The 18,471-nt window shown below is 71.4% G+C and carries 18 protein-coding genes and 2 tRNA genes; 7 read left to right on the top strand and 13 right to left on the bottom strand.

Features of this window, described 5'->3' with window-relative positions; genetic code table 11:
- Position 1: 1 nt before the first annotated feature.
- From LQK93_RS15155 to LQK93_RS15145, 3 genes are all read left to right on the top strand, one after another.
- Positions 2 to 2,851: an alkaline phosphatase family protein gene (locus LQK93_RS15155; protein ID WP_374968606.1), complete on the top strand. Its 2,850-nt coding sequence runs from the start codon at positions 2 to 4 to the stop codon at positions 2,849 to 2,851.
- An 86-nt stretch (positions 2,852 to 2,937) separates the two neighbouring features.
- The gene (gene prli42 / locus LQK93_RS15150) at positions 2,938 to 3,048 is read left to right on the top strand and encodes a stressosome-associated protein Prli42 (protein ID WP_374968605.1); all 111 of its coding nucleotides are present in this window, start codon (positions 2,938 to 2,940) and stop codon (positions 3,046 to 3,048) included.
- 60 nt (positions 3,049 to 3,108) lie between these two features.
- Positions 3,109 to 3,181 (top strand) — tRNA-Lys (locus LQK93_RS15145).
- 148 nt (positions 3,182 to 3,329) lie between these two features.
- Here LQK93_RS15145 and LQK93_RS15140 read toward each other — a convergent pair.
- From LQK93_RS15140 to clpS, 10 genes are all read right to left on the bottom strand, one after another.
- The gene (locus LQK93_RS15140; protein ID WP_343989272.1) at positions 3,330 to 3,584 is read right to left on the bottom strand and encodes a DUF3618 domain-containing protein; all 255 of its coding nucleotides are present in this window, start codon (positions 3,582 to 3,584) and stop codon (positions 3,330 to 3,332) included.
- 28 nt (positions 3,585 to 3,612) lie between these two features.
- A complete protein-coding gene (bcp, locus tag LQK93_RS15135; RefSeq protein ID WP_374968604.1) occupies positions 3,613 to 4,086 on the bottom strand; it encodes a thioredoxin-dependent thiol peroxidase in 474 nt (157 codons plus the stop codon).
- A gap of 191 nt (positions 4,087 to 4,277) precedes the next feature.
- Positions 4,278 to 4,358 (bottom strand) — tRNA-Leu (locus tag LQK93_RS15130).
- Positions 4,359 to 4,433: 75 nt separating this feature from the next.
- Entirely contained in the window at positions 4,434 to 5,999 is a 1,566-nt protein-coding gene (locus LQK93_RS15125) for a molybdopterin-dependent oxidoreductase (protein WP_374968603.1), read from the bottom strand.
- Positions 5,996 to 6,616: an RdgB/HAM1 family non-canonical purine NTP pyrophosphatase gene (gene rdgB / locus LQK93_RS15120; RefSeq protein ID WP_374968602.1), complete on the bottom strand. Its 621-nt coding sequence runs from the start codon at positions 6,614 to 6,616 to the stop codon at positions 5,996 to 5,998. The genes LQK93_RS15125 and rdgB overlap by 4 nt, the downstream gene beginning before the upstream one ends.
- On the bottom strand, positions 6,613 to 7,410 hold the full coding sequence (gene rph / locus LQK93_RS15115; protein WP_374968601.1) for a ribonuclease PH: 798 nt from the start codon (positions 7,408 to 7,410) through the stop codon (positions 6,613 to 6,615). The genes rdgB and rph overlap by 4 nt, the downstream gene beginning before the upstream one ends.
- 128 nt (positions 7,411 to 7,538) lie before the next feature.
- On the bottom strand, positions 7,539 to 8,396 hold the full coding sequence (locus LQK93_RS15110; protein WP_374968600.1) for an aldo/keto reductase: 858 nt from the start codon (positions 8,394 to 8,396) through the stop codon (positions 7,539 to 7,541).
- 160 nt (positions 8,397 to 8,556) lie between these two features.
- On the bottom strand, positions 8,557 to 9,324 hold the full coding sequence (locus tag LQK93_RS15105) for an MBL fold metallo-hydrolase (protein WP_374968599.1): 768 nt from the start codon (positions 9,322 to 9,324) through the stop codon (positions 8,557 to 8,559).
- A gap of 56 nt (positions 9,325 to 9,380) precedes the next feature.
- Positions 9,381 to 10,082 carry a DUF2017 domain-containing protein gene (locus tag LQK93_RS15100; RefSeq protein WP_374968598.1) on the bottom strand — a complete coding sequence of 234 codons (702 nt, stop codon included), beginning with the start codon at positions 10,080 to 10,082 and terminating at the stop codon, positions 9,381 to 9,383.
- On the bottom strand, positions 10,082 to 10,387 hold the full coding sequence (clpS, locus tag LQK93_RS15095; RefSeq protein WP_374968597.1) for an ATP-dependent Clp protease adapter ClpS: 306 nt from the start codon (positions 10,385 to 10,387) through the stop codon (positions 10,082 to 10,084). The genes LQK93_RS15100 and clpS overlap by 1 nt, the downstream gene beginning before the upstream one ends.
- 157 nt (positions 10,388 to 10,544) lie before the next feature.
- On the opposite strand from clpS, the gene LQK93_RS15090 reads away from it, so the two are divergent.
- Both LQK93_RS15090 and LQK93_RS15085 read left to right on the top strand, forming a co-directional pair.
- A complete protein-coding gene (locus LQK93_RS15090; protein ID WP_374971519.1) occupies positions 10,545 to 11,795 on the top strand; it encodes a nicotinate phosphoribosyltransferase in 1,251 nt (416 codons plus the stop codon).
- A gap of 3 nt (positions 11,796 to 11,798) precedes the next feature.
- Entirely contained in the window at positions 11,799 to 12,413 is a 615-nt protein-coding gene (locus tag LQK93_RS15085; protein WP_374968596.1) for an isochorismatase family protein, read from the top strand.
- A 79-nt stretch (positions 12,414 to 12,492) separates the two neighbouring features.
- On the opposite strand, the gene LQK93_RS15080 is transcribed toward LQK93_RS15085, so the two are convergent.
- Positions 12,493 to 13,167, bottom strand: a complete 675-nt coding sequence (locus LQK93_RS15080) for an IclR family transcriptional regulator (protein WP_374968595.1) — start codon at positions 13,165 to 13,167, stop codon at positions 12,493 to 12,495.
- A gap of 7 nt (positions 13,168 to 13,174) precedes the next feature.
- Complete coding sequence (locus LQK93_RS15075; RefSeq protein WP_374968594.1) at positions 13,175 to 14,488, bottom strand: homogentisate 1,2-dioxygenase; 1,314 nt, start codon at positions 14,486 to 14,488, stop codon at positions 13,175 to 13,177.
- A gap of 81 nt (positions 14,489 to 14,569) precedes the next feature.
- Between LQK93_RS15075 and LQK93_RS15070 the strand changes: the two genes are divergently transcribed.
- Entirely contained in the window at positions 14,570 to 15,430 is an 861-nt protein-coding gene (locus LQK93_RS15070; RefSeq protein ID WP_374968593.1) for a hypothetical protein, read from the top strand.
- Positions 15,427 to 16,716 carry a fumarylacetoacetase gene (gene fahA, locus LQK93_RS15065; RefSeq protein ID WP_374968592.1) on the top strand — a complete coding sequence of 430 codons (1,290 nt, stop codon included), beginning with the start codon at positions 15,427 to 15,429 and terminating at the stop codon, positions 16,714 to 16,716. The genes LQK93_RS15070 and fahA overlap by 4 nt, the downstream gene beginning before the upstream one ends.
- Before the next feature lie 26 nt (positions 16,717 to 16,742).
- On the opposite strand, the gene LQK93_RS15060 is transcribed toward fahA, so the two are convergent.
- Positions 16,743 to 18,305 carry a DHA2 family efflux MFS transporter permease subunit gene (locus LQK93_RS15060; protein WP_374968591.1) on the bottom strand — a complete coding sequence of 521 codons (1,563 nt, stop codon included), beginning with the start codon at positions 18,303 to 18,305 and terminating at the stop codon, positions 16,743 to 16,745.
- Positions 18,306 to 18,471 lie beyond the last annotated feature (166 nt).

The raw sequence follows: 18,471 nt of genomic DNA, 5'->3' as shown, positions 1-18,471 counted from the left end.
CATGCAGGTCACTCGTCAACGACGGCGCACCTCGGGCCCCGCCTCCGAGCAGAGTCGTAGCAACCGCAGGATCCGCATCGCCGTGGCCAGCACCGCGGTGCTCACCATCGCCGGTGGCGGCATCGCCTCCGCGGCGACCGGCGTCTTCGGCAACCACCAGGTCGGCACGGAGTACCCCAACGGTCTCCAGGTCTCCGACAACCAGGTCATCAAGCCCATCGGCGACCGGATCATGACCGAGTACGGCAAGTTCATGGGCTCCACGGTCAGTGCCGACGGCCGCTTCCTCGCCGCCAGCAGCGCCGACAAGAAGGTCGTCCTGCAGGTCTTCGACCTCGCGTCCAAGAAGCTGATCTACCGCGTCGGCAAGGCGGCCGGCGTCGACCAGACCCTCTCCGACGGCAGCGTCGGGCAGGAGGGCCCGACGTACTCCCCCGACGGCAAGTTCCTCTGGCTCTCGCAGCAGGACGCCCTGACCCGCTTCCCGGTCAACGCCGACGGCACGCTGGGCACGGCCCAGCGCTTCCCCCTCCCGCAGGTCGGCGGCAACTCGGCCCTGCCCGGCAAGTCCGTCTACTCCCCCGACGGCTCGACCCTCTACGTCGCGGTCAACGGACAGAACACCGTCATCGCCATCGACCCCTCCACGGGCGCCGTCAAGCAGACGTGGAAGGTCGGCATCGCCCCGCGGCACCTGGCCTTCGTCGGCCAGAAGCTCTTCGTCAGCAACGAGGGCGGCCGGACCGCCAAGCCGGGCGAGCCGACGATCAACTCCTACGGCACCGACGTGCCGGCCGACCCCCACCTCGGCGCCTCGACCACCGGCACCGTCAGCGTCATCGACACCGCCGCACCGGCGGGCGCCGTCAGGTCGATCCCCGTGGGGCTGCACCCCACCGCGCTGTATGCCGCGGGCAACGCCGTCTTCGTCGCCAACACCAACAGCGACACCGTCTCGGTGATCGACTCCACCAAGGACAAGGTCGTCCAGACCATCGCGACCCAGCCCTGGTCCAAGTCCCGGGTCGGCTACGAGCCGACCGGCATGGCGCTGACCAAGGACGGCCACCTTCTCGTCACGCTGGGCCGCGCCAACGCCGTCGCCGTCTACCGCTACGGCAGCACGCCCCAGGAGCCTGTCAGCTACGTCGGGCTGCTTCCGACGGACTACTACCCGTCCGACGTGGCGACGGTCGGCGACCGGGTCGTCGTCACCAACACGCGGGGCATCGACGCGCGTGGGCCGGCGATCACGACCAACAAGGGCTACGGCGTCCCGGTCGTCAGCGGCCACGACACGCACAGCACCACCGCCTCGCTCACGAGCTTCACGCTCCCGAGCGACAAGGAGATCGGCCGCTACACCTCGACCGTCTTCGCCCAGAACGGCTGGACGGGGCACCCGGGCAAGGGCCACGGCCACGACGACGCCCAGGGCGCGCAGGGTGACGAGCGGGGCGACGGGCAGGGCGACCGCCGGCACCGGGCCAAGCCGGTTCCCGTTCCCGTCCACCTCGGGGACCCCTCGACGATCAAGCACGTCTTCGTGCTCGTCAAGGAGAACCGCACGTACGACCAGGTCTACGGCGACGACTCCCGCGGCAACGGCGACCCGTCGCTCGTGCAGTTCGGCCAGAAGGTCACCCCGAACCAGCACGCCCTGGCCAAGCAGTTCGGGCTCTACGACAACACCTACGACATCGGCACCAACTCGGCCGAGGGTCACAACTGGCTGATGCAGGGTGACAACCCGGAGTACACCGAGTCCAGCGCCGGCGAGTACGTCCGCAGCTACGACACCGAGGACGACGCCCTCGGGCACCAGCGATCCGGGTTCCTTTGGACCGCAGTGCAGTCCGCGGGCAAGTCCGCTCGCAACTACGGCGAGTTCACGCAGTTCCTGACCAAGCCGGCCGGGGCGACGTGGCAGAAGTACTACTGCACCGCGAAGCAGGTCTCGGCCGGTGGCGACCCCAGCCTGCTGACCGACCCGTCGGTCAAGTCCGACACCCAGTCGCCGATCCCGTCCCTCAACGCGATCACCCAGCACGACTACCCGAAGTTCGACGTCAACATCCCCGACATCTACCGCTTCCAGCTCTGGAAGCAGCACTTCCAGAAGGAGGGGCCGGCGAACTTCAACATGCTGTGGCTCTCCAGCGACCACACAGGCGGCGCCCCCGACGCCCGGGCCCAGGTCGCCGACGGTGACCTCGCCGTCGGGCAGGTCGTCGACGAGATCTCGCACAGCAAGTACTGGAAGGACTCGGCCATCTTCGTGGTCGAGGACGACAGCCAGGACGGCGCCGACCACGTCGACGGGCACCGGGCTCCCGTTCAGGTCATCAGCCCCTGGGCGGCCCACGGGAAGGTCATCGACACCTACTACTCCCAGATCAACATGGTCCGCACGATCGAGCAGATCATGGGTGCCGCGCCGCTGAACCAGAAGCTCGCCGCGGCGACGCCGATGTTCGACGCGTTCCAGTCCAAGCCGGACCTCACGCCGTTCACCGCGGTGCCGAACCAGATCCCGCTCACCGAGCAGGTCAGCCCCGGCCCGGCGTGCGGCCCGGACACCACCCCGTCGGCGAGCGGTGCTGCGGCCCAGCCGAGCTCCGCCGCAGTGCCGGCGTCGGAGAAGCCCGTCGCCGCGCAGTGGGAGGCCTGGCGGGTCAAGCAGGGCTTCAACTCCACCAACCCGAGCGCCGACACCGCGAGCCCCGAGCTGATGAACCGGTTCACGTGGTACCAGGCGCACAACTGGAGCAAGCCCTACCCGGGTGACGCTCGCATCTACACCCCCTCGCAGGTCCCGGGCGGCTACGTCCCGGGTGCCGACGGCCAGTGACGCAGGTCTCGGCATAGACGAGCCCGTGGGGCCGACCGTACGCAGGTCCGGTCGGCCCCACGGTCGTCGTGCAGCACAATGGGCTCATGCTCATGGGAAACAAGCGCACCCAACGGATCACGGTCGGCGTCATCATCGGGGTCATGGTGCTCAGCCTGGCGCTGACGCTGCTCTCGACGGCCACCGGCCTGCTCTGAGCCGGCTCCCGGCACCGATTTTGCCGGGCCGCAAGGCTACTGATAGCGTTTCTCCTCGTTGCGCCGTTAGCTCAATTGGCAGAGCAAGTGACTCTTAATCACTGGGTTCGGGGTTCGAGTCCCTGACGGCGCACTTCCAAAGGCCCCCGTTCGGACTGATCCGAGCGGGGGCCTTTCCCATGCCCCCGTCAGGTCGCGGGTCAGGCTCGGGCGTGCAGTGAACCGGTCGGGACGACCGGACCCGGCCACGTCAGACGTGGCCGGGTCCGGTGACGGTCGGTTCAGCGGCGCCGGCGACGGAGCAGCCCGACGGCGACCACGACCACGACGGCGGCAGCGACGACGGCCCCGATGCGCTCGATGCGCAGCTCGCCGTCCGGCGTGTGCGTCGCGGCGTCGAGGCGCAGCCTGAGCCCCTGCATCTGCCGCTGCGCGATGACCTGCGGCTGCGCCCGGTAGGCGAGCTCGTTGACCGTGCCCTCGAGCCGCGCGCGGGCGGCCTCGATGTCCTGCTCGATGCGTGCGGTGTCGCTCATGTGGCTTCCTTTCGGAGAGGGTGGGACTCTAGTCGGCGATGCCGAGGTCGCGACGGAGCTTGGCCACGTGGCCCGTCGCCTTCACGTTGTAGAGCGCGTGGGCGACCTTGCCCTCCTCGTCGACCACGAAGGTCGACCGGATGACGCCCTCGACGGTCTTGCCGTAGAGCTTCTTCTCGCCCCAGGCGCCGTATGCCGTGTGGACGGCGAGGTCCTCGTCGCTCAGCAGCGGGATGGTGAGCTGGTCGCGCTCGCGGAACTTCGCGAGCTTGGCCGGCTTGTCCTTTGAGATGCCGACGACGTCGTAGCCGTCCCTCTTCAGCGACTCGAGCGACTCGCTGAAGTCACAGGCCTGCTTCGTGCAGCCGGGCGTCATCGCGGCCGGGTAGAAGTAGACGATGACGCGGCGGCCCGCGAAGTCGGAGAGGCTGACGGTCTGGCCGGTGTCGTCGGGAAGGCTGAACGCCGGGGCCTCCTCGCCGGGCTCGAGTCTCGACGTCACAGTGTGCTCCTTCGGGGTGGGCGCGTTCGGGTGAGCCGTCAAACCGGTGCGGCTCGACCGGATCCCGCGCTGGACGAGTGCCTCTCGGGCATCGTATCGGTGCACCTCCCGTACCCATCCGGCGTGCGGCGTCGGCGCGCAGCACGGCGGTCCGGGGACGTGGACGGATGCATGCAGGGGCCCGGCCTGGGTGCGGACGGCGGGACTCGAACCCGCACACCTAGGGCACAGGAACCTAAATCCTGCGTGTCTACCAGTTCCACCACGTCCGCTCGCGAGGTGCGCGGCCCCACTCTAGACGGCCGCCGCGCCCAGCCGGGACGGGGACGGAGCGCGGCAGCTTCCGCTCACTGGACCCGGACGGTGACCACGTGGATTCCGGTCGCGCCGTCGGGTGCCGGGGGCGCCTCGAGCGGCGACTGCACCTGGCCCGACGCGTCGTAGGCCCGGACGCGGATGTCGTGGCTGCCGGGCGTCGCGTCCCACTCGTAGACCCACTGTCGCCAGGTGTCGATGCTCGCGTCGACGGCGAGCCGGGCGGGCGTCCAAGGCTGCTGGTCGACCTGAACCTCCACCTTCGAGATGCCGGTGTGCTGGTGCCACGCGACACCCGCGACGGCCACGGTGCCGGCCTGGACCACCGCACCCGCCTTGGGGACGTCGATGCGCGACGCCGTCTTGATGGGACCCCTGGGCGACCAGCCCCGCGGTGTCCAGTAGGCCACGTCGGCGGCATACGTCGTCACCTTGAGCTCGGTCACCCACTTCGTCGCCGACACGTAGCCGTAGAGGCCGGGCACGACGACGCGCACGGGAAAGCCGTGCTCGAAGGGCAGCGGCTCGCCGTTCATCCGGACGGCGAGCAGGGCGTTGCGGTCGTCGGTCAGGGCGGCCAGGGGTGTCGAGGCGGTGAAGCCGTCGACGCTCGTCTGCAGCACCATGTCGGCGCCCGGCTTGGGGCCGGCCATGGCGAGCAGCTCACGCACCGGCCACCCCGTCCATATCGCGTTGCCGGCGAGGTCTCCCCCGACCTCGTTGGACACGCAGGTCAGCGTCACGAGGGCTTCCTGCATCGGCTTGGACTGCAAGGTCTGCCAGTCGATCTCGACCTCCCTGTCGACCATGCCGGTGACCTTGAGCTTCCAGTCGTTCGCGTCGACGCGGGGGACGACGATGGCCGTGTCGATGCGGTAGAAGTCCTCGTTGGGGACGATGTAGGGGGTCAGGCCGGGGATGCGGAGGTCCGCGCCCGCGGGGATGGCCAGCTTCGTCCCCTTGAGCGGCGTGCGCGCCAGCACGTCACGCGACACCGCGGCCGCCGTCGAGCCGCCCCCGAGCAGGTTGCCCCCGTATGCCGCCACGGCGCCCACCGCACCCCCGAGCAGCCAGCGCCGGCCGGGGTTCACGGCAGCCGGCGACGTGCCCGTCGGCCGGGCGGAGCGGCTCAGGAACCACAGACCGGCGACCGTCCCCAGGACGGTCGGCAGCACGTCCAGCGCACTCGCGCCGGGGCGGCCGAGCACCGCTGCGACCCCGACCGCCCCGACGACCGCGAAGGCCACCAGCCCGGCCACGAGGTGGCGCCGGGCGAGCATGCCGATGGCCGCGCACGCCAGCGCGAGGACCACGACCGTGCCGACAAGCAGGGCCCGCTTGTCGTTGGTGCCGAACGTGGCGACGGCGAAGTTCTTGAGCCACGGCGGCGTCCGGTCGATGAACGCCCCGCCGACCGCGGCGATGGGCGCAGGCTGGCCCGAGGAGGGCGCCACACCGGTCAGCACCGACGCCGCGAGCGTCGCCAGGCCCACCGTGAGCAGCCCGGCCACCACCCCGTCGAGGGCTCCCCACCACAGCGGGCGCTCCGGCTGCTCGGGGGAGGTCTCGGGACGGGTGGCCGGGCTGGTCGTGGTCATGGCCTCAGGTGCTCCTTCAGGTGCGGCACGAGTGCACGGAAGGCGAGTGCTCGGTGAGACACCTTGTTCTTCTCGTCGGCCTCGTACTCCGCCAGTGTGCGTTCGTCGCCGGCCGCCTGGTCGGATGGGACGAAGATCGGGTCGTAACCGAAACCGTTGCTGCCCCGGGGCCGGCGGGCGATGGAGCCGGGGAACCGACCGAGCTCGGCGGCGGAGCGCCCGTCGGGCAGGACGAGTGCGGCTGCACAGACGAAGGCGCCAGCCCGGTGCTCGTCGCGCACCTCGGCCAGCTGCGCGAGCAGCAGGTCGACGTTGGCACCGTCACCTCCGCCGCCGGACCAGCGCGCGCTGAAGATGCCGGGAGCACCCCCGAGGACGTCGACGGCGAGTCCGGAGTCGTCGGCGAGGGCGGGCAGCCCCGTGACGTTGGCCGCGGAGGCCGCCTTGAGGATGGCGTTCTGCTCGAACGTCACCCCGTCCTCGACGACCTCGGGCGCGTCGGGGAAGCCGTCGAGCCCCACGATCTCGAGGCCCAGCTCGGCACCGACGTCGGCCAGGATCTCGCGCAGCTCCTCGACCTTGTGGGCGTTGCGGGTGGCCAGGACCACCTTCGTCACGCGACCACCCCACCGTCCGTGTCGGCCCCGGCAGGGTCGCAAGCGAATCCGCCCGCCGGGGACAGCGGTGCAGCCAGGGCTGCGCGCTGGAGCTCGGTGAGGTCGGCGCAGCCCTTGGTCGCGAGGTCGAGCAGCTGACCCAGCAGGTCGCGGTCGAAGGGCGCACCCTCGGCGGTGCCCTGGACCTCGATGAACCGTCCGTCGCCGGTCATCACGACGTTCATGTCGGTCTCGGCGGTCGAGTCCTCGGGATAGTCGAGGTCGAGCACGGCGCGGCCCTCGACGATGCCCACCGAGACGGCGGCCACCGACCCGGTCAGCGGCTGCGCCTTCTTGGGGACGAGGCCCCTGCCGCGGGCGTTCTCGATGGCGTCGGCCAGGGCGACGTAGGCACCGGTGATGGCGGCGGTACGGGTGCCGCCGTCGGCCTGGAGCACGTCGCAGTCCAGGACGATGGTGTTCTCGCCGAGGGCCTTGGTGTCGATGACGGCGCGCAGGCTGCGGCCGATGAGCCGGCTGATCTCGTGCGTGCGTCCGCCGATGCGGCCCTTGACGCTCTCGCGGTCGGAGCGGGTGTTGGTCGCCCTGGGCAGCATGGCGTACTCGGCGGTCACCCAGCCGGTGCCCTTGCCCTTGAGCCACCGGGGCACGCCCTCGGTGAAGGAGGCCGCGCAGAGCACCCGGGTGCGCCCGAACTCCACGAGCACGCTCCCCTCCGCGTGGTCGAGCCAGTTGCGCGTGATCCGCACCTCGCGCGTCTGGTCGGGAGCGCGGCCGTCATGTCGGTCAGTCATGACACGAGGCTAGTCATGACGGTGGCGCGGCCCCCAACCGCGGGCCCGGGCCGGCTCCCGCACGCACCCTGCAGGCCTCTGCCGACGCAGGTGCGCCGGCAGCCGTGCCGCCCGGCCTAGTCCAGCGTCTACACCGAGAGCAGCTCGATCTCGTCGGCGCCGAGCTCGAGCTCCTCGGCGCGGGTGGAGTCCTGGATGCTCTCGGGTCGCGAGGCCCCCGGGATCGGCACCACGACGGGCGCGAGGGCGAGCTCCCAGGCCAGGGCGACGCGCTGGGGGCTCACGTCGTGCGCCTTCGCGACCTCTGCGAACGCGTCGTGCCGGCTGCCGAGGTCCCCTGCCTTGCTGATGCCACCGAGCGGGCTCCACGGTAGGAACGCGATGCCGAGCTCGGCGCACAGGTCGAGCTCGGGGCGGCTGCTGCGGAAGGCGGGCGAGAACTGGTTCTGGACCGAGACGAGCCGACCGCCGAGGACCTCCTGCGCCTCCCGGATCTGGTCCGGGTTCGCGTTGGAGACTCCGGCCATCTCGATGACGCCCTCGTCGAGCAGGTCGGCGAGCGCGCCCACCGACTCGGCGTACGGCACATCGGGGTCGGGCCGGTGGAACTGGTAGAGCCCGATCGCGTCGCCGCCGAGACGCTGCAGGGAGGCCTTGGCAGCCTCCTTGAGGTAGTCGGGGCGGCCGTTGACGGTCCACGAGCCGACGCCGGGTCGCAGGTGTCCGCCCTTGGTGGCGACGAGCACCTCCGACCGGTCGCCCTGCCATGACGACAGGGCCTTGGCGATGAGGCTCTCGTTGTGGCCCACCTCGCCGGCGTCACGGTGGTAGGCGTCCGCCGTGTCGATGAGCGTGACGCCGGCGTCCAGCGCGGCATGGACGGCCCGGACGGAGCGGTCCTCCTCGGGACGGCCCTCGATCGACATGGGCATGCCCCCGAGGCCTATCGCGCCGACCTTCCTCGTCCCGATGGTTCGCTGCTGCACGCTGCCTCCTTGGCTCGGTTGCGGTGGGCCGGAGCACGTCCCGGCGGGTGGCGGGCGGCGACCGCATCGAGAGGGCCATACCCGGCGCGCGTCGGGAGGCGACCGTCGGGGAACACGGCCGGTGGCCTCCCACCGCCCCGGGAATGCCGCGAACCAGGCCTCAGAGGCAGTAGGTCGCACCCGGCTCGGCGAGCTCGACCTCGCCGGGCCACACCGTGGCCGCCTGCTTGCGGCACAGCTCCGGGTCGTTCCACGCCGGGATGTGCGTCAGCATGAGGCGCCGCACTCCCCCGGCCCGGACGGCTGCCTCGGCGGCGCGACTGCCGGACAGGTGGATGCCGGTGACGGTGTCGCGTCCGTCGACGAAGGCGGAGTCGGCCAGCACCAGGTCGGCGTCCGTCATCAGCTCGGTGAGCTGGTCGCACGTGTCGGTGTCGCCCGTGTAGGCGAGGACGCGGCCCCCCGACTCGACCCGGAACCCGTAGGCCTCAAGGGGATGGTTGACCCGCATCGGCGTGATCGTGAACGGCCCGACCGTCACCGGTTCGAGGTGGCGCAGGTCGTGGAAGTCGAAGACGCCGAGGACGTCCTCGCTCTCTCGCCCGCCGTAGGCCCGGGCGAGGTGCACGCCGGTGCCCGGCGGTCCCCACACCGGCATGGCCGACCTGCCGGGGCCACCTGGGACGTAGCGCATCATGACGTAGAGGCCACACATGTCGATGCAGTGGTCGACGTGCAGGTGGCTCAGCAGGACGGCGTCGACGGCATACGGCTCGATGTGTCGCTGCAGGGCGCCCAGGGCGCCGTTGCCCAGGTCGAGCACGATGCTCCAGGTGCGTCCCTCGTGCTCGGCGCGCACGAGGTAGGACGAGGCGGGTGAGTGCGGCCCGGCGAAGGACCCCGAGCACCCGACGATCGTGACGTTCACGGGACGAGCCTAGGTGCCGGCACCGACGTGGGCCGTGCGCCGGCGCGTCGCCTGCGTCACAGTGCGCCGGGCCGGGAAGGACCTTCCTGGTCGTCGCCGTCCGTGTCGTGCTCGTCGCCCGGCTCGTCCAGAGCCGCCGCATCGCCGAGGTCGGTGCCCATGACCGCGTGGGTCAAGGTCTCCTGCAGCCAGGTGAGGAAGTCGTACCAGGCGACCGCGTAGCCGAGGGGGTCGTCGTCCTCGAGGTCCTCCATGGCGGCATACAGCGCGTCCGCGTCCTCCTCGGTGCGCAGGCCCATCCGCTCCCCGAGCAGCAGCCGCACGTCGGTCAGGGCCATCAGGAAGGCCGGGGCCTGGGCCTCGTCGAGCTCCACACGGTCGCCGGTCGCTGCCGTCAGCCGCTCGAGCGCGACGTCGAGGTTGCGGCTCTTGCGCTGGCGCAGGCCCTCCTCCGTCAGCCGGCGGAACTCGGCGGCGACCTCGTCGTCGCCACGGTGCGCCGTCGGCAGGAGACGGTCCAGCGCCGGGTCACGGTCAGGTGAACCCCCCTGTGCGCCAGGGTCGCCGGTGGCCTCGGCTGCACCCCGGAGCGAGGTCCCCAGGGAGGCCACGAGGTCGTCGAAGGTGTCTCCTGTGGCCTCCACCTCCGGCGAGAGCAGGACACGGGTCTGCTCCATCAGGCCGTGCAGGACCGTCCGCTCGGTCGGGTCGAGCAGGCCGACGTAACGGCCCTTCTCACGCAGGAAGGCTCGGGCCATCACTCGTCCTTCTCGAACGTCGCCCAGAGGCCGTAGCCCTGCAGCGCCTCGGCGTCGCGCTCCATCGACTCCCGGGGACCGTTGGACACCACCGCCCGGCCCTTGACGTGCACGTCCATCATCAGCTTCTCGGCCCTGGGCCGCGGATAGCCGAAGTACGTCTCGAACACCCACGTCACGTACGTCATGAGGTTGACGGGGTCGTTCCAGACGATCGTCACCCAGGGCACGTCAGGCGCGACCAGCTCGTCGGTGGCGGTCTCCTCCTGCTCGACCGGAGCGAGGGAGAGGGCGGCTGTCGTCACAGGGCCACCCTAGGCGCACCCGCAGCAGCGCGGACACGCTCCCGGCCCCACGCTGCACACGCCACGTGGCCGTGGTCCGCCTAGGGTGGGACGTGTGAGCCCGACGAGCCCTCACGCCGCGAGCACGGCGCTGCTGACCGACCATTACGAGCTGACGATGCTGCAGGCGGCCCTCGCCTCCGGCGAGGCGCACCGACGCTGCGTCTTCGAGGCGTTCGCGCGACGTCTGCCCGACGGCCGTCGCTACGGCGTCGTCGGCGGAACCGGCCGGGTGCTCGAGGCGCTCGAGCAGTTCCGCTTCGGGGACGACGAGCTGCGCTTCCTGCGCGACCACAAGGTCGTCGACCGAGCGACCGTCGACTGGCTGGCCGGCTACCGGTTCACCGGCGACGTCAGCGGCTACGCCGAGGGCGAGTGCTACTTCCCGCAGTCCCCCGTGCTCGTCGTCGAGTCCACCTTCGCCGAGGGCGTCATCCTCGAGACCCTGGTGCTCTCGATCCTCAACCACGACACGGCCATCGCCTCCGCCGCCTCGCGCATGACCACGGCGGCGATCGGCAGGCCCTGCATCGAGATGGGGTCGCGACGCACGCACGAGGAAGCCGCCGTCGCCGCCGCGCGGGCCGCGTACATCGCCGGGTTCGACGCCACCAGCAACCTCGAGGCGGGCCGTCGCTACGGCGTGCCGACGACCGGCACGGCGGCCCACGCCTTCACCCTCCTCTACGACTCGGAGAAGGAGGCCTTCACGGCCCAGGTCGAGTCCCTCGGCAAGGGCACCACGCTCCTCGTCGACACCTATGACGTGCGCACGGCAGTGCAGCTCGCCATGGAGATCGCCGGACCCGAGCTGGGGTCCGTTCGGCTCGACTCGGGAGACCTGCTGATCCAGGCCACCGAGGTGCGGGCCCAGCTCGATGCCGCCGGCAACGCCGACACCAGGATCATCGTCACCAGCGACCTCGACGAGTACGCCATCGCGGCTCTCGCCGCCGGACCTGTCAGCGGCTACGGCGTGGGCACCGCACTCGTCACCGGCTCCGGCGCGCCCACGGCGTCGATGGTCTACAAGCTCGTCTCCCGCGAGGACTCGTCGGGTCAGATGCAGGGCGTGGCGAAGAAGAGCAAGGACAAGGCGTCGGTCGGCGGGCGCAAGTGGGCGCTCCGCCGGCTCGACGAGTCCGGCGTCGCGCAGGCCGAGGTCATCGGGATCGGCGAGCAACCACGCGACGACGGCGACGACCGGCCCCTGATGGTCGAGCTCGTCAGGGCCGGCGAGATCGTCGGCAGCCAGGACATCCACGAGGCACGCGCGCGGCACGAGGCCGCGCGTGCCGAGCTGCCGCGTGCTGCCGGCCAGCTCTCGCGCGGCGAGCCCGTGATCCCGACCATCTACGAGGAGGACTGAGCCATGGTCGAGTCCGCACCCACCGCCGGCGCCCGCGCCCTCATCATCGTCGACGTGCAGAACGACTTCTGCGAAGGCGGCTCGCTCGCCGTGGCCGGCGGCGCCGAGGTCGCCCGCGAGGTCAGCGAGCACGTGAGCCGGCACGCCGCCGACTACGACCACGTCGTCGCGACGGCCGACTGGCACGTCGACCCGGGCACCCACTTCTCGCAGACCCCCGACTACGTCGACTCCTGGCCCGTCCACTGCGTCGCCGGCAGCGAGGGCGCCGAGTTCCACCCGCGGCTCGCCGGCGCCCTCGGTCACGTGGAGGCCGTCTTCCGCAAGGGCGAGCACGCCGCTGCCTACAGCGGATTCGAGGGCCGGGCCGACGTCGACGGACGCACCCCTCTCGCCGACTGGCTCGAGCAGCGCGGCGTCACCGACGTCGACGTGGTGGGCATCGCCACCGACCACTGCGTGCGCGCGACTGCCGCCGACGCGCAGCGCGAGGGCTTCCGCACCACCGTGCTGCTCGACCTCACGGCCGGGGTGGCCCGGTCGACGACCGAGTCGGCGCTGAGCCAATTGCGTGAGGCGGGCGTCCGCCTGCTGGGGGCACCCCGGGCGGCGGGCTGACGGCATACGCGAGCCGGCTTGGGCCACAAGGGGACCCAGCTGGGCTGCGCGTCCAGGACGCTCGACGACGGCCTGTCGATCAGCGCAGGACGGCACGCAGTGCCCGGGCCGCGCGTTCGAGTCGCGGACCCACGGTGCGCGCGTCGAGCGGCTCGAGGGACACCACGCCCACGGAGGCCTCCACGCCCACCGGCGCACCCGAGGAGTGGACGGTGACGGGCACGGCGAGCCCGTGGGCACCAGCCTGCAGCTCGCCGTCCGTGCCCACGACGCCCGCCCGACCGGCACGGCCGGCGAGGATCGCCCGCCCGGCCGCTCCCTGGTCGAGGCGGTGCCGGGCGCCGGAGCGGTAGGCGACGTGGAAGTCGGTCCACGAGGGCTCGACGACGACGAGCGCGAGGGCCTCGTCCCCCTCGGCGATCGTGAGGTGGGCGGTGGCGCCCACCTCGTCGGCGAGCTCGCGCAGCACGGGCCGCGCCTCGTTGCGCACGATCGGCGTGACGGCCGATGCCAGCCTGCTCACCCCGAGTGCCAGGCGGACGCGGCCGTCGGACGACCGCGCCACGAGCTGGTGGTCCTCGAGGGTGCTGACCAAGCGGTAGACCACCGGCCGGCCGACCCCCAGACGACCAGCCAGCTCGGTGATGGTCAGGCCCGCCGACTCGCCCCCCTCGGCGAGCGTCTCGAGGAGGCGGATCCCGCGGTCGAGCGCCTGGGAGGTCTCCGCGCGAGGCGCCGCCTCTGTGCCCGACACGAGGCCCTCAGCCCTCCGAGTGGGCGACGCCGGAGGCCGACGCTCCGCCCGTCGTGTTGCCGTCGGTCGTGCCACCGGTCGCCCGGGCGATCCCCTTGGACCACGACATGGCATACGCGCCGTCGTCGACGGCGAGGCCCCCCTCCCCGAGCTCGAGGGGGCGGAAGGTGTCGACCATGACGGCGAGCTCGTCGAAACGCTCGATCCCGAGGGAGCCCTCCGTGGCGCCCGGCTGCGGGCCGTGCGGGTGGCCGCCCGGGTGCACCGAGATCGAGCCCTTGCCGATGCCGGACCCCTTGCGGGCCTCGTAGTCCCCGTCGACGTAGAACATGATCTCGTCGCTGTCGACGTTCGAGTGGTAGTAGGGCACGGGGATGGCGAGCGGGTGGTAGTCGACCTTGCGCGGCACGAAGTTGCAGATGACGAAGTTCCAGCCCTCGAAGACCTGGTGCACGGGCGGAGGCTGGTGGATGCGACCGGTGATCGGCTCGAAGTCGCGGACGTTGAAGACGTAGGGGTAGAGGCAGCCGTCCCACCCGACGACGTCGAGCGGGTGGAAGGGCAACGTGTGGATGGTCCCGACCACCCCGCCCGGCCCGTTGCCCCGGTGCTTGATGTACACGTCGGTCTGCGCATCGGCGCTCTCACCGATGTCCTCGGCGAGGAGGGGCCCCCGGGGCTGGCGCAGGTCCCGCTCGCAGTAGGGCGCGTGCTCGAGCAGCTGGCCGTACTTGCTGAGGTAGCGCTTCGGCGGCGCGATGTGGCTGTTGGCCTCGATGCAGTAGGCCCGCAACGGCTCGGCGGCGTCGGCGGCGGGAAGCCACCGATGGGTCGTGGCGCGCGGGACGATGACGTAGTCACCCTCCCCCACCTCGAAGGCGCCGAACACCGTCTCCACCCGCGCGGCCCCTCTCTCGACGTAGATGCACTCGTCGCCGATGCCGTTGCGGTACCACGGGCTCGCCTGTGCCGCAACGGCATACGAGATGCGCACGTCGCCGTTGCCCAGCACGAGCCGACGGCCCGTGACGACGTCGGTCCGCTCTGCGGCGTCGGCGTCGAAGAGGTCGTGGAGCTTGAGGTGGCGCGGCGTCAGCGGGTGGTTCGGGGTCGTGGACTGGTCGGGCAGCTCCCACACCGCGGCGGCGACCGTCGTCGAGGGGATGTTGCGGTGGTAGAGCAGGGAGCTGTCCGAGCTGAAGCCCTCCTCACCCATGAGCTCCTCGTAGTAGAGCTCGCCGGGCTGGCCGTCGGGACCTTGGCGCCGGTGCTCGGTGTGCCGCTTGTGCGGGATGTCTCCGACGGCCTGGTAGTGCGCCATGGGCGGGAACCTCTCCTCGACCACGTCCGCTCACCGGACGTAGGTGTATCGCTATGGCCACAGTGGAGTACGCTCCCGAGCATGTCAAGGACGCCGTTCGCGCCCCTCTTCGACCGCCTCGTGGACGATGCCGCAGTCTTCCCCCCGGGGTCGGCCCCCCTCGACGTGGCCGTCCGCGAGCACCTCGACCGCCGCACCGGGCCGTATGCCGCCCAGCTGGGTCCGCTGCTCGTCCCCGCCACCTCCGCCGAAGCGCTCTCGAGCCTCACCTCGGCCGACGAGCGGACGGTCGACAAGCCGCTCGCCGTCGGGCTCGTGGTCCGCCCCGGTACCGCCCTGAAGCCCCTCGTCGACGCCCTCGACGCCCTACGGGACGACGAGCGCGTCGTCGTGACGGCAGCCGAGCTCGGCTGGTCGCCGCAGTGGCGCGAGCTGCTCGCCGCCGAGGTGCCCGTCGTCGTCGAGGTCGGGCTCGGCCTGGAGCAGGAGCAGGCCCTCGACGACATCGCGGCTGCGGTCGATGACGAGCACGACGTCACGGCGAAGTTCCGCACCGGTGCCACCCCCACCTGGGCGTGGCCCGACGAGCAGGTCCTCGCCGGCTTCCTCGACGCCGTCGTGCTGCACGGACTGTCGTTCAAGCTGACGGGCGGACTGCACCACGCGGTCCGGGGCCGGCAGGGCCACGAGCCGATGCACGGACTCCTCAACGTCCTGCTCGCCACGCACGAGGCCCTCCACGGGGCCGAGGCGCGCGAGCTGGCCGGTGAGCTCGCACGCGAGGACACCGAGGTCCTCGTCACCGCGATCTCGAGCCTGTCGGCGGAGGACGCCAGGCGGGTCCGGGGCAGCTTCACCGCCTTCGGCTGCTGCGGCGTGCTCGACCCCCTGCACGAGCTCGAGGCCCTCGGCCTCATCAGCGCGAAGGAGCCCCAGCAGTGACCAGGCCGAGCACCCCGGCCACGGCGACGACCACGACCGCCTCGACCCCATCGACCACCTGGGCCGACGTCCCGCCCGACCACCTCTTCGGCATCGACAACCTGCCCTACGGCGTGTTCAGCACGGCCGCGGACCCGAGCCCGCGCGTGGGCGTGCGCATCGGCGACCTCGTGCTCGACGCGGGAGCTGTCGCCGCCCTCGGCCGCGAGGCCGGCCTCGTCGCCGACGGGCCCGACCTCGCCTCGGCGTGGCTCACCTCGAGCCTCAACGCCTTTGTGGCCCTAGGGCGCCCGACGTGGACGACGGCCCGGCAGTGGCTGACCGAGATCCTCACCGACGAGGTGCACCGCGACAGAGTCTCGCCGCACCTGCACCCGCTCGAGGACGTGCAGCTGCACCTGCCGATCGAGGTCGCCGACTACGTCGACTTCTACGCGAGCGAGGACCACGCGAGCAACGTGGGCAAGATCTTCCGCCCGGACAACGCCGCCCTGCCGCCCAACTGGAAGCACCTGCCGATCGGCTACCACGGTCGCTCCGGCACGGTCGTCGTCTCCGGCACCGACGTGGTCCGCCCCAGCGGCCAGCGGAAGGCTCCGGGCGACCCGGCCCCGGTCTTCGGGCCCAGCATCCGCCTCGACATCGAGGCCGAGCTCGGCTACGTCGTGGGCGGCGCCACGGCGCGCGGCTCGCGGGTCTCGGTCGACGAGGCCACCGACCACCTGTTCGGGGTGGTCATCCTCAACGACTGGAGCGCCCGCGACATCCAGGCGTGGGAGTACGTCCCCCTGGGTCCGTTCCTCGGCAAGTCCTTTGCGACGACCATCTCCGCCTGGGTGACGCCCCTGGAGGCGCTCGCCGCGGCTCGAGTGCCGCTGCCGGGACAGTCCGACCCGCAGGTGCTGCCCTACCTGCAGGGAGAGGCCTTCGGTCTCGACGTGCACCTCGAGGTGAGCCTCAACGGCACGGTCGTCTCGCGTCCGGAACACGCGGCGATGTACTGGTCGCCCGCGCAGATGCTCGCCCACCTCACCGTCAACGGGGCGTCGTTGCGCGACGGCGACCTCTTCGGGTCGGGGACGATCAGCGGCCCGACCCGCGAGACTCGCGGCAGCCTGCTCGAGCTGACGTGGAACGGCGCCGAGCCCCTGACGCTGCAAGACGGCACGATCCGCGGCTTCCTCGAGGATGGCGACACCGTCACCATGACGGCGTGGGCCCCCGGTCCGGACGGGACCCGCATCGGTCTCGGTGAGGCGCGCGGGACCATTCGGCCCGCCAGCTGACCTCGTGCGGCGGCAGCGCCGCGAGGTCAGTGCAGGGACACCGGGGCTGCCTGCGTCTCGTCGTCGAGCAGGTGCGACTCCTCGCGCCTGCGCGGCAGGAAGTACGCCGGGATGAGGGTGGTGGCGACGAGGATCGCTGCGACCAGGAAGGTCTCGCCGAACGCGTCGGCGGCCTGAGCCAGGCCCTGCTGGAGCGCGACCTGGCCGCCGATCCGGTCCACCAGGGCGGGGTCCTTCTGGGCCGCGATCGCGGGTCCCGCCAGGGGCTTGCTGGCCAGGTTGTTGGTGAAGACGACCGAGATGATGGCGACGCCCATCGAGCTCGCGATCTGCTGCGTGATGTTGAGCAGCGTGGAGCCCCGCGCCACCTGGTGGGAGGTCAGCGTCTTGAGCGCCGACGTCATGATCGGCATCATCGTGCCGCCCATGCCGAGGCCCATGACGAAGAGCACCGGGATCATGAAGCCCCAGTAGGGCGTGTGCGGCCCGACCTGGGTCAGGGCGAACATGCCACCGGTGATGAGCAACAACCCGAACGGCACGATCCGACCCACCGGAACCCGATCCACGAGGGCGCCCGCGACGGGCATCGTCAGCATGGCGCCGAGGCCCTGCGGGACCATGAGGAAGGCGGCGTGAAGCGTGTCCTCACCGCGCACCTCCTGGAAGTAGGTCGGCACGAGCAGCAGCCCGCCGAAGAAGGCGGCGGCGAAGAGGAACATCGTGATCGTCGCCGCGGTCAGCCGGCGGTTGCGGAAGAGCCTCAGGTCGAGCAGCGGGTGCTTGGGACGGAAGCTGTAGACGACGAACGTGACGAGCATGGCGAGCCCGATGCAGAACGGGATGAGGACCTTCTTCGACACGAAGGTGCCCTCGCCGGGGATCGAGCTGATGCCGTAGAGGAAGAGCGCGAGCCCCGGCGACATGAGCAGCATGCCGACGACGTCGAACGACTCGGACGGCTCGGGAGCGTCCGAGGGCAGTGCCCACAGGGCGTACAGCGCGGCGACGATCCCGATCGGGACGTTGATGAGGAAGATCCAGTGCCAGCTGGCCGCCTCGATGAGCCAGCCGCCGAGGATGGGACCGAAGATCGGTCCGAGGAGCATCGGCACACCGAGGATCGCCATGAGGCGGCCCATGCGGGCGGGCCCCGCGGCGCGGGTCATGATCGTCATGCCCAGCGGCATGAGCATGCCGCCGCCGAGTCCCTGCAGGACGCGGAAGAGGATGAGCACCTCGATGGACCCGGCCGTGGCGCACAACGCCGAGCCCACCGTGAAGAGGGTGACCGCGAGGATGTAGAGCCGCTTGGTGCCGAAGCGGTCGGCCGCCCATCCCGTCAGCGGGATGACCGTCGCGAGCGCCAGGGTGTAGGCGGTCACCGTCCATGCCACGGTCGAGTACGGCACCGGTTTGCCGGAGGCGTCGGCGAACGTTGTCTGGAACGTCGGCAGGGCGATGTTGACGACGGTGATGTCGAGGATCGACATGATGGCGCCGAGGACGACGACCCCGGCGACCTTGAGGACGGCCCCGTCGATGTTCTCGGGGTACTGAGGGTGCGTTGGGGCGTTGGTGGTCGACACGAGGACTCCGGTTCGGACGGTGTAGGTGCGGCGGCGACCGCCCCGTGGGACGGTCCGGCGAACCTTCATTGTCGCGCCCGGCACCGACACCGGCGCAAGCGACTTACCGCCGCCGGCCGAGCCCGGCCCCCTGCCCTCGCTCGGGACCGGCTCCGGCCTGGCCCGA

The organism is Terrabacter sp. BE26 (genome assembly GCF_041941675.1).
In the GTDB taxonomy this organism is placed as follows: domain Bacteria; phylum Actinomycetota; class Actinomycetes; order Actinomycetales; family Dermatophilaceae; genus Terrabacter.
The sequence above is the reverse complement of the archived record's forward strand: the minus strand, read 5'-3'. Positions and strand labels throughout refer to the sequence as shown.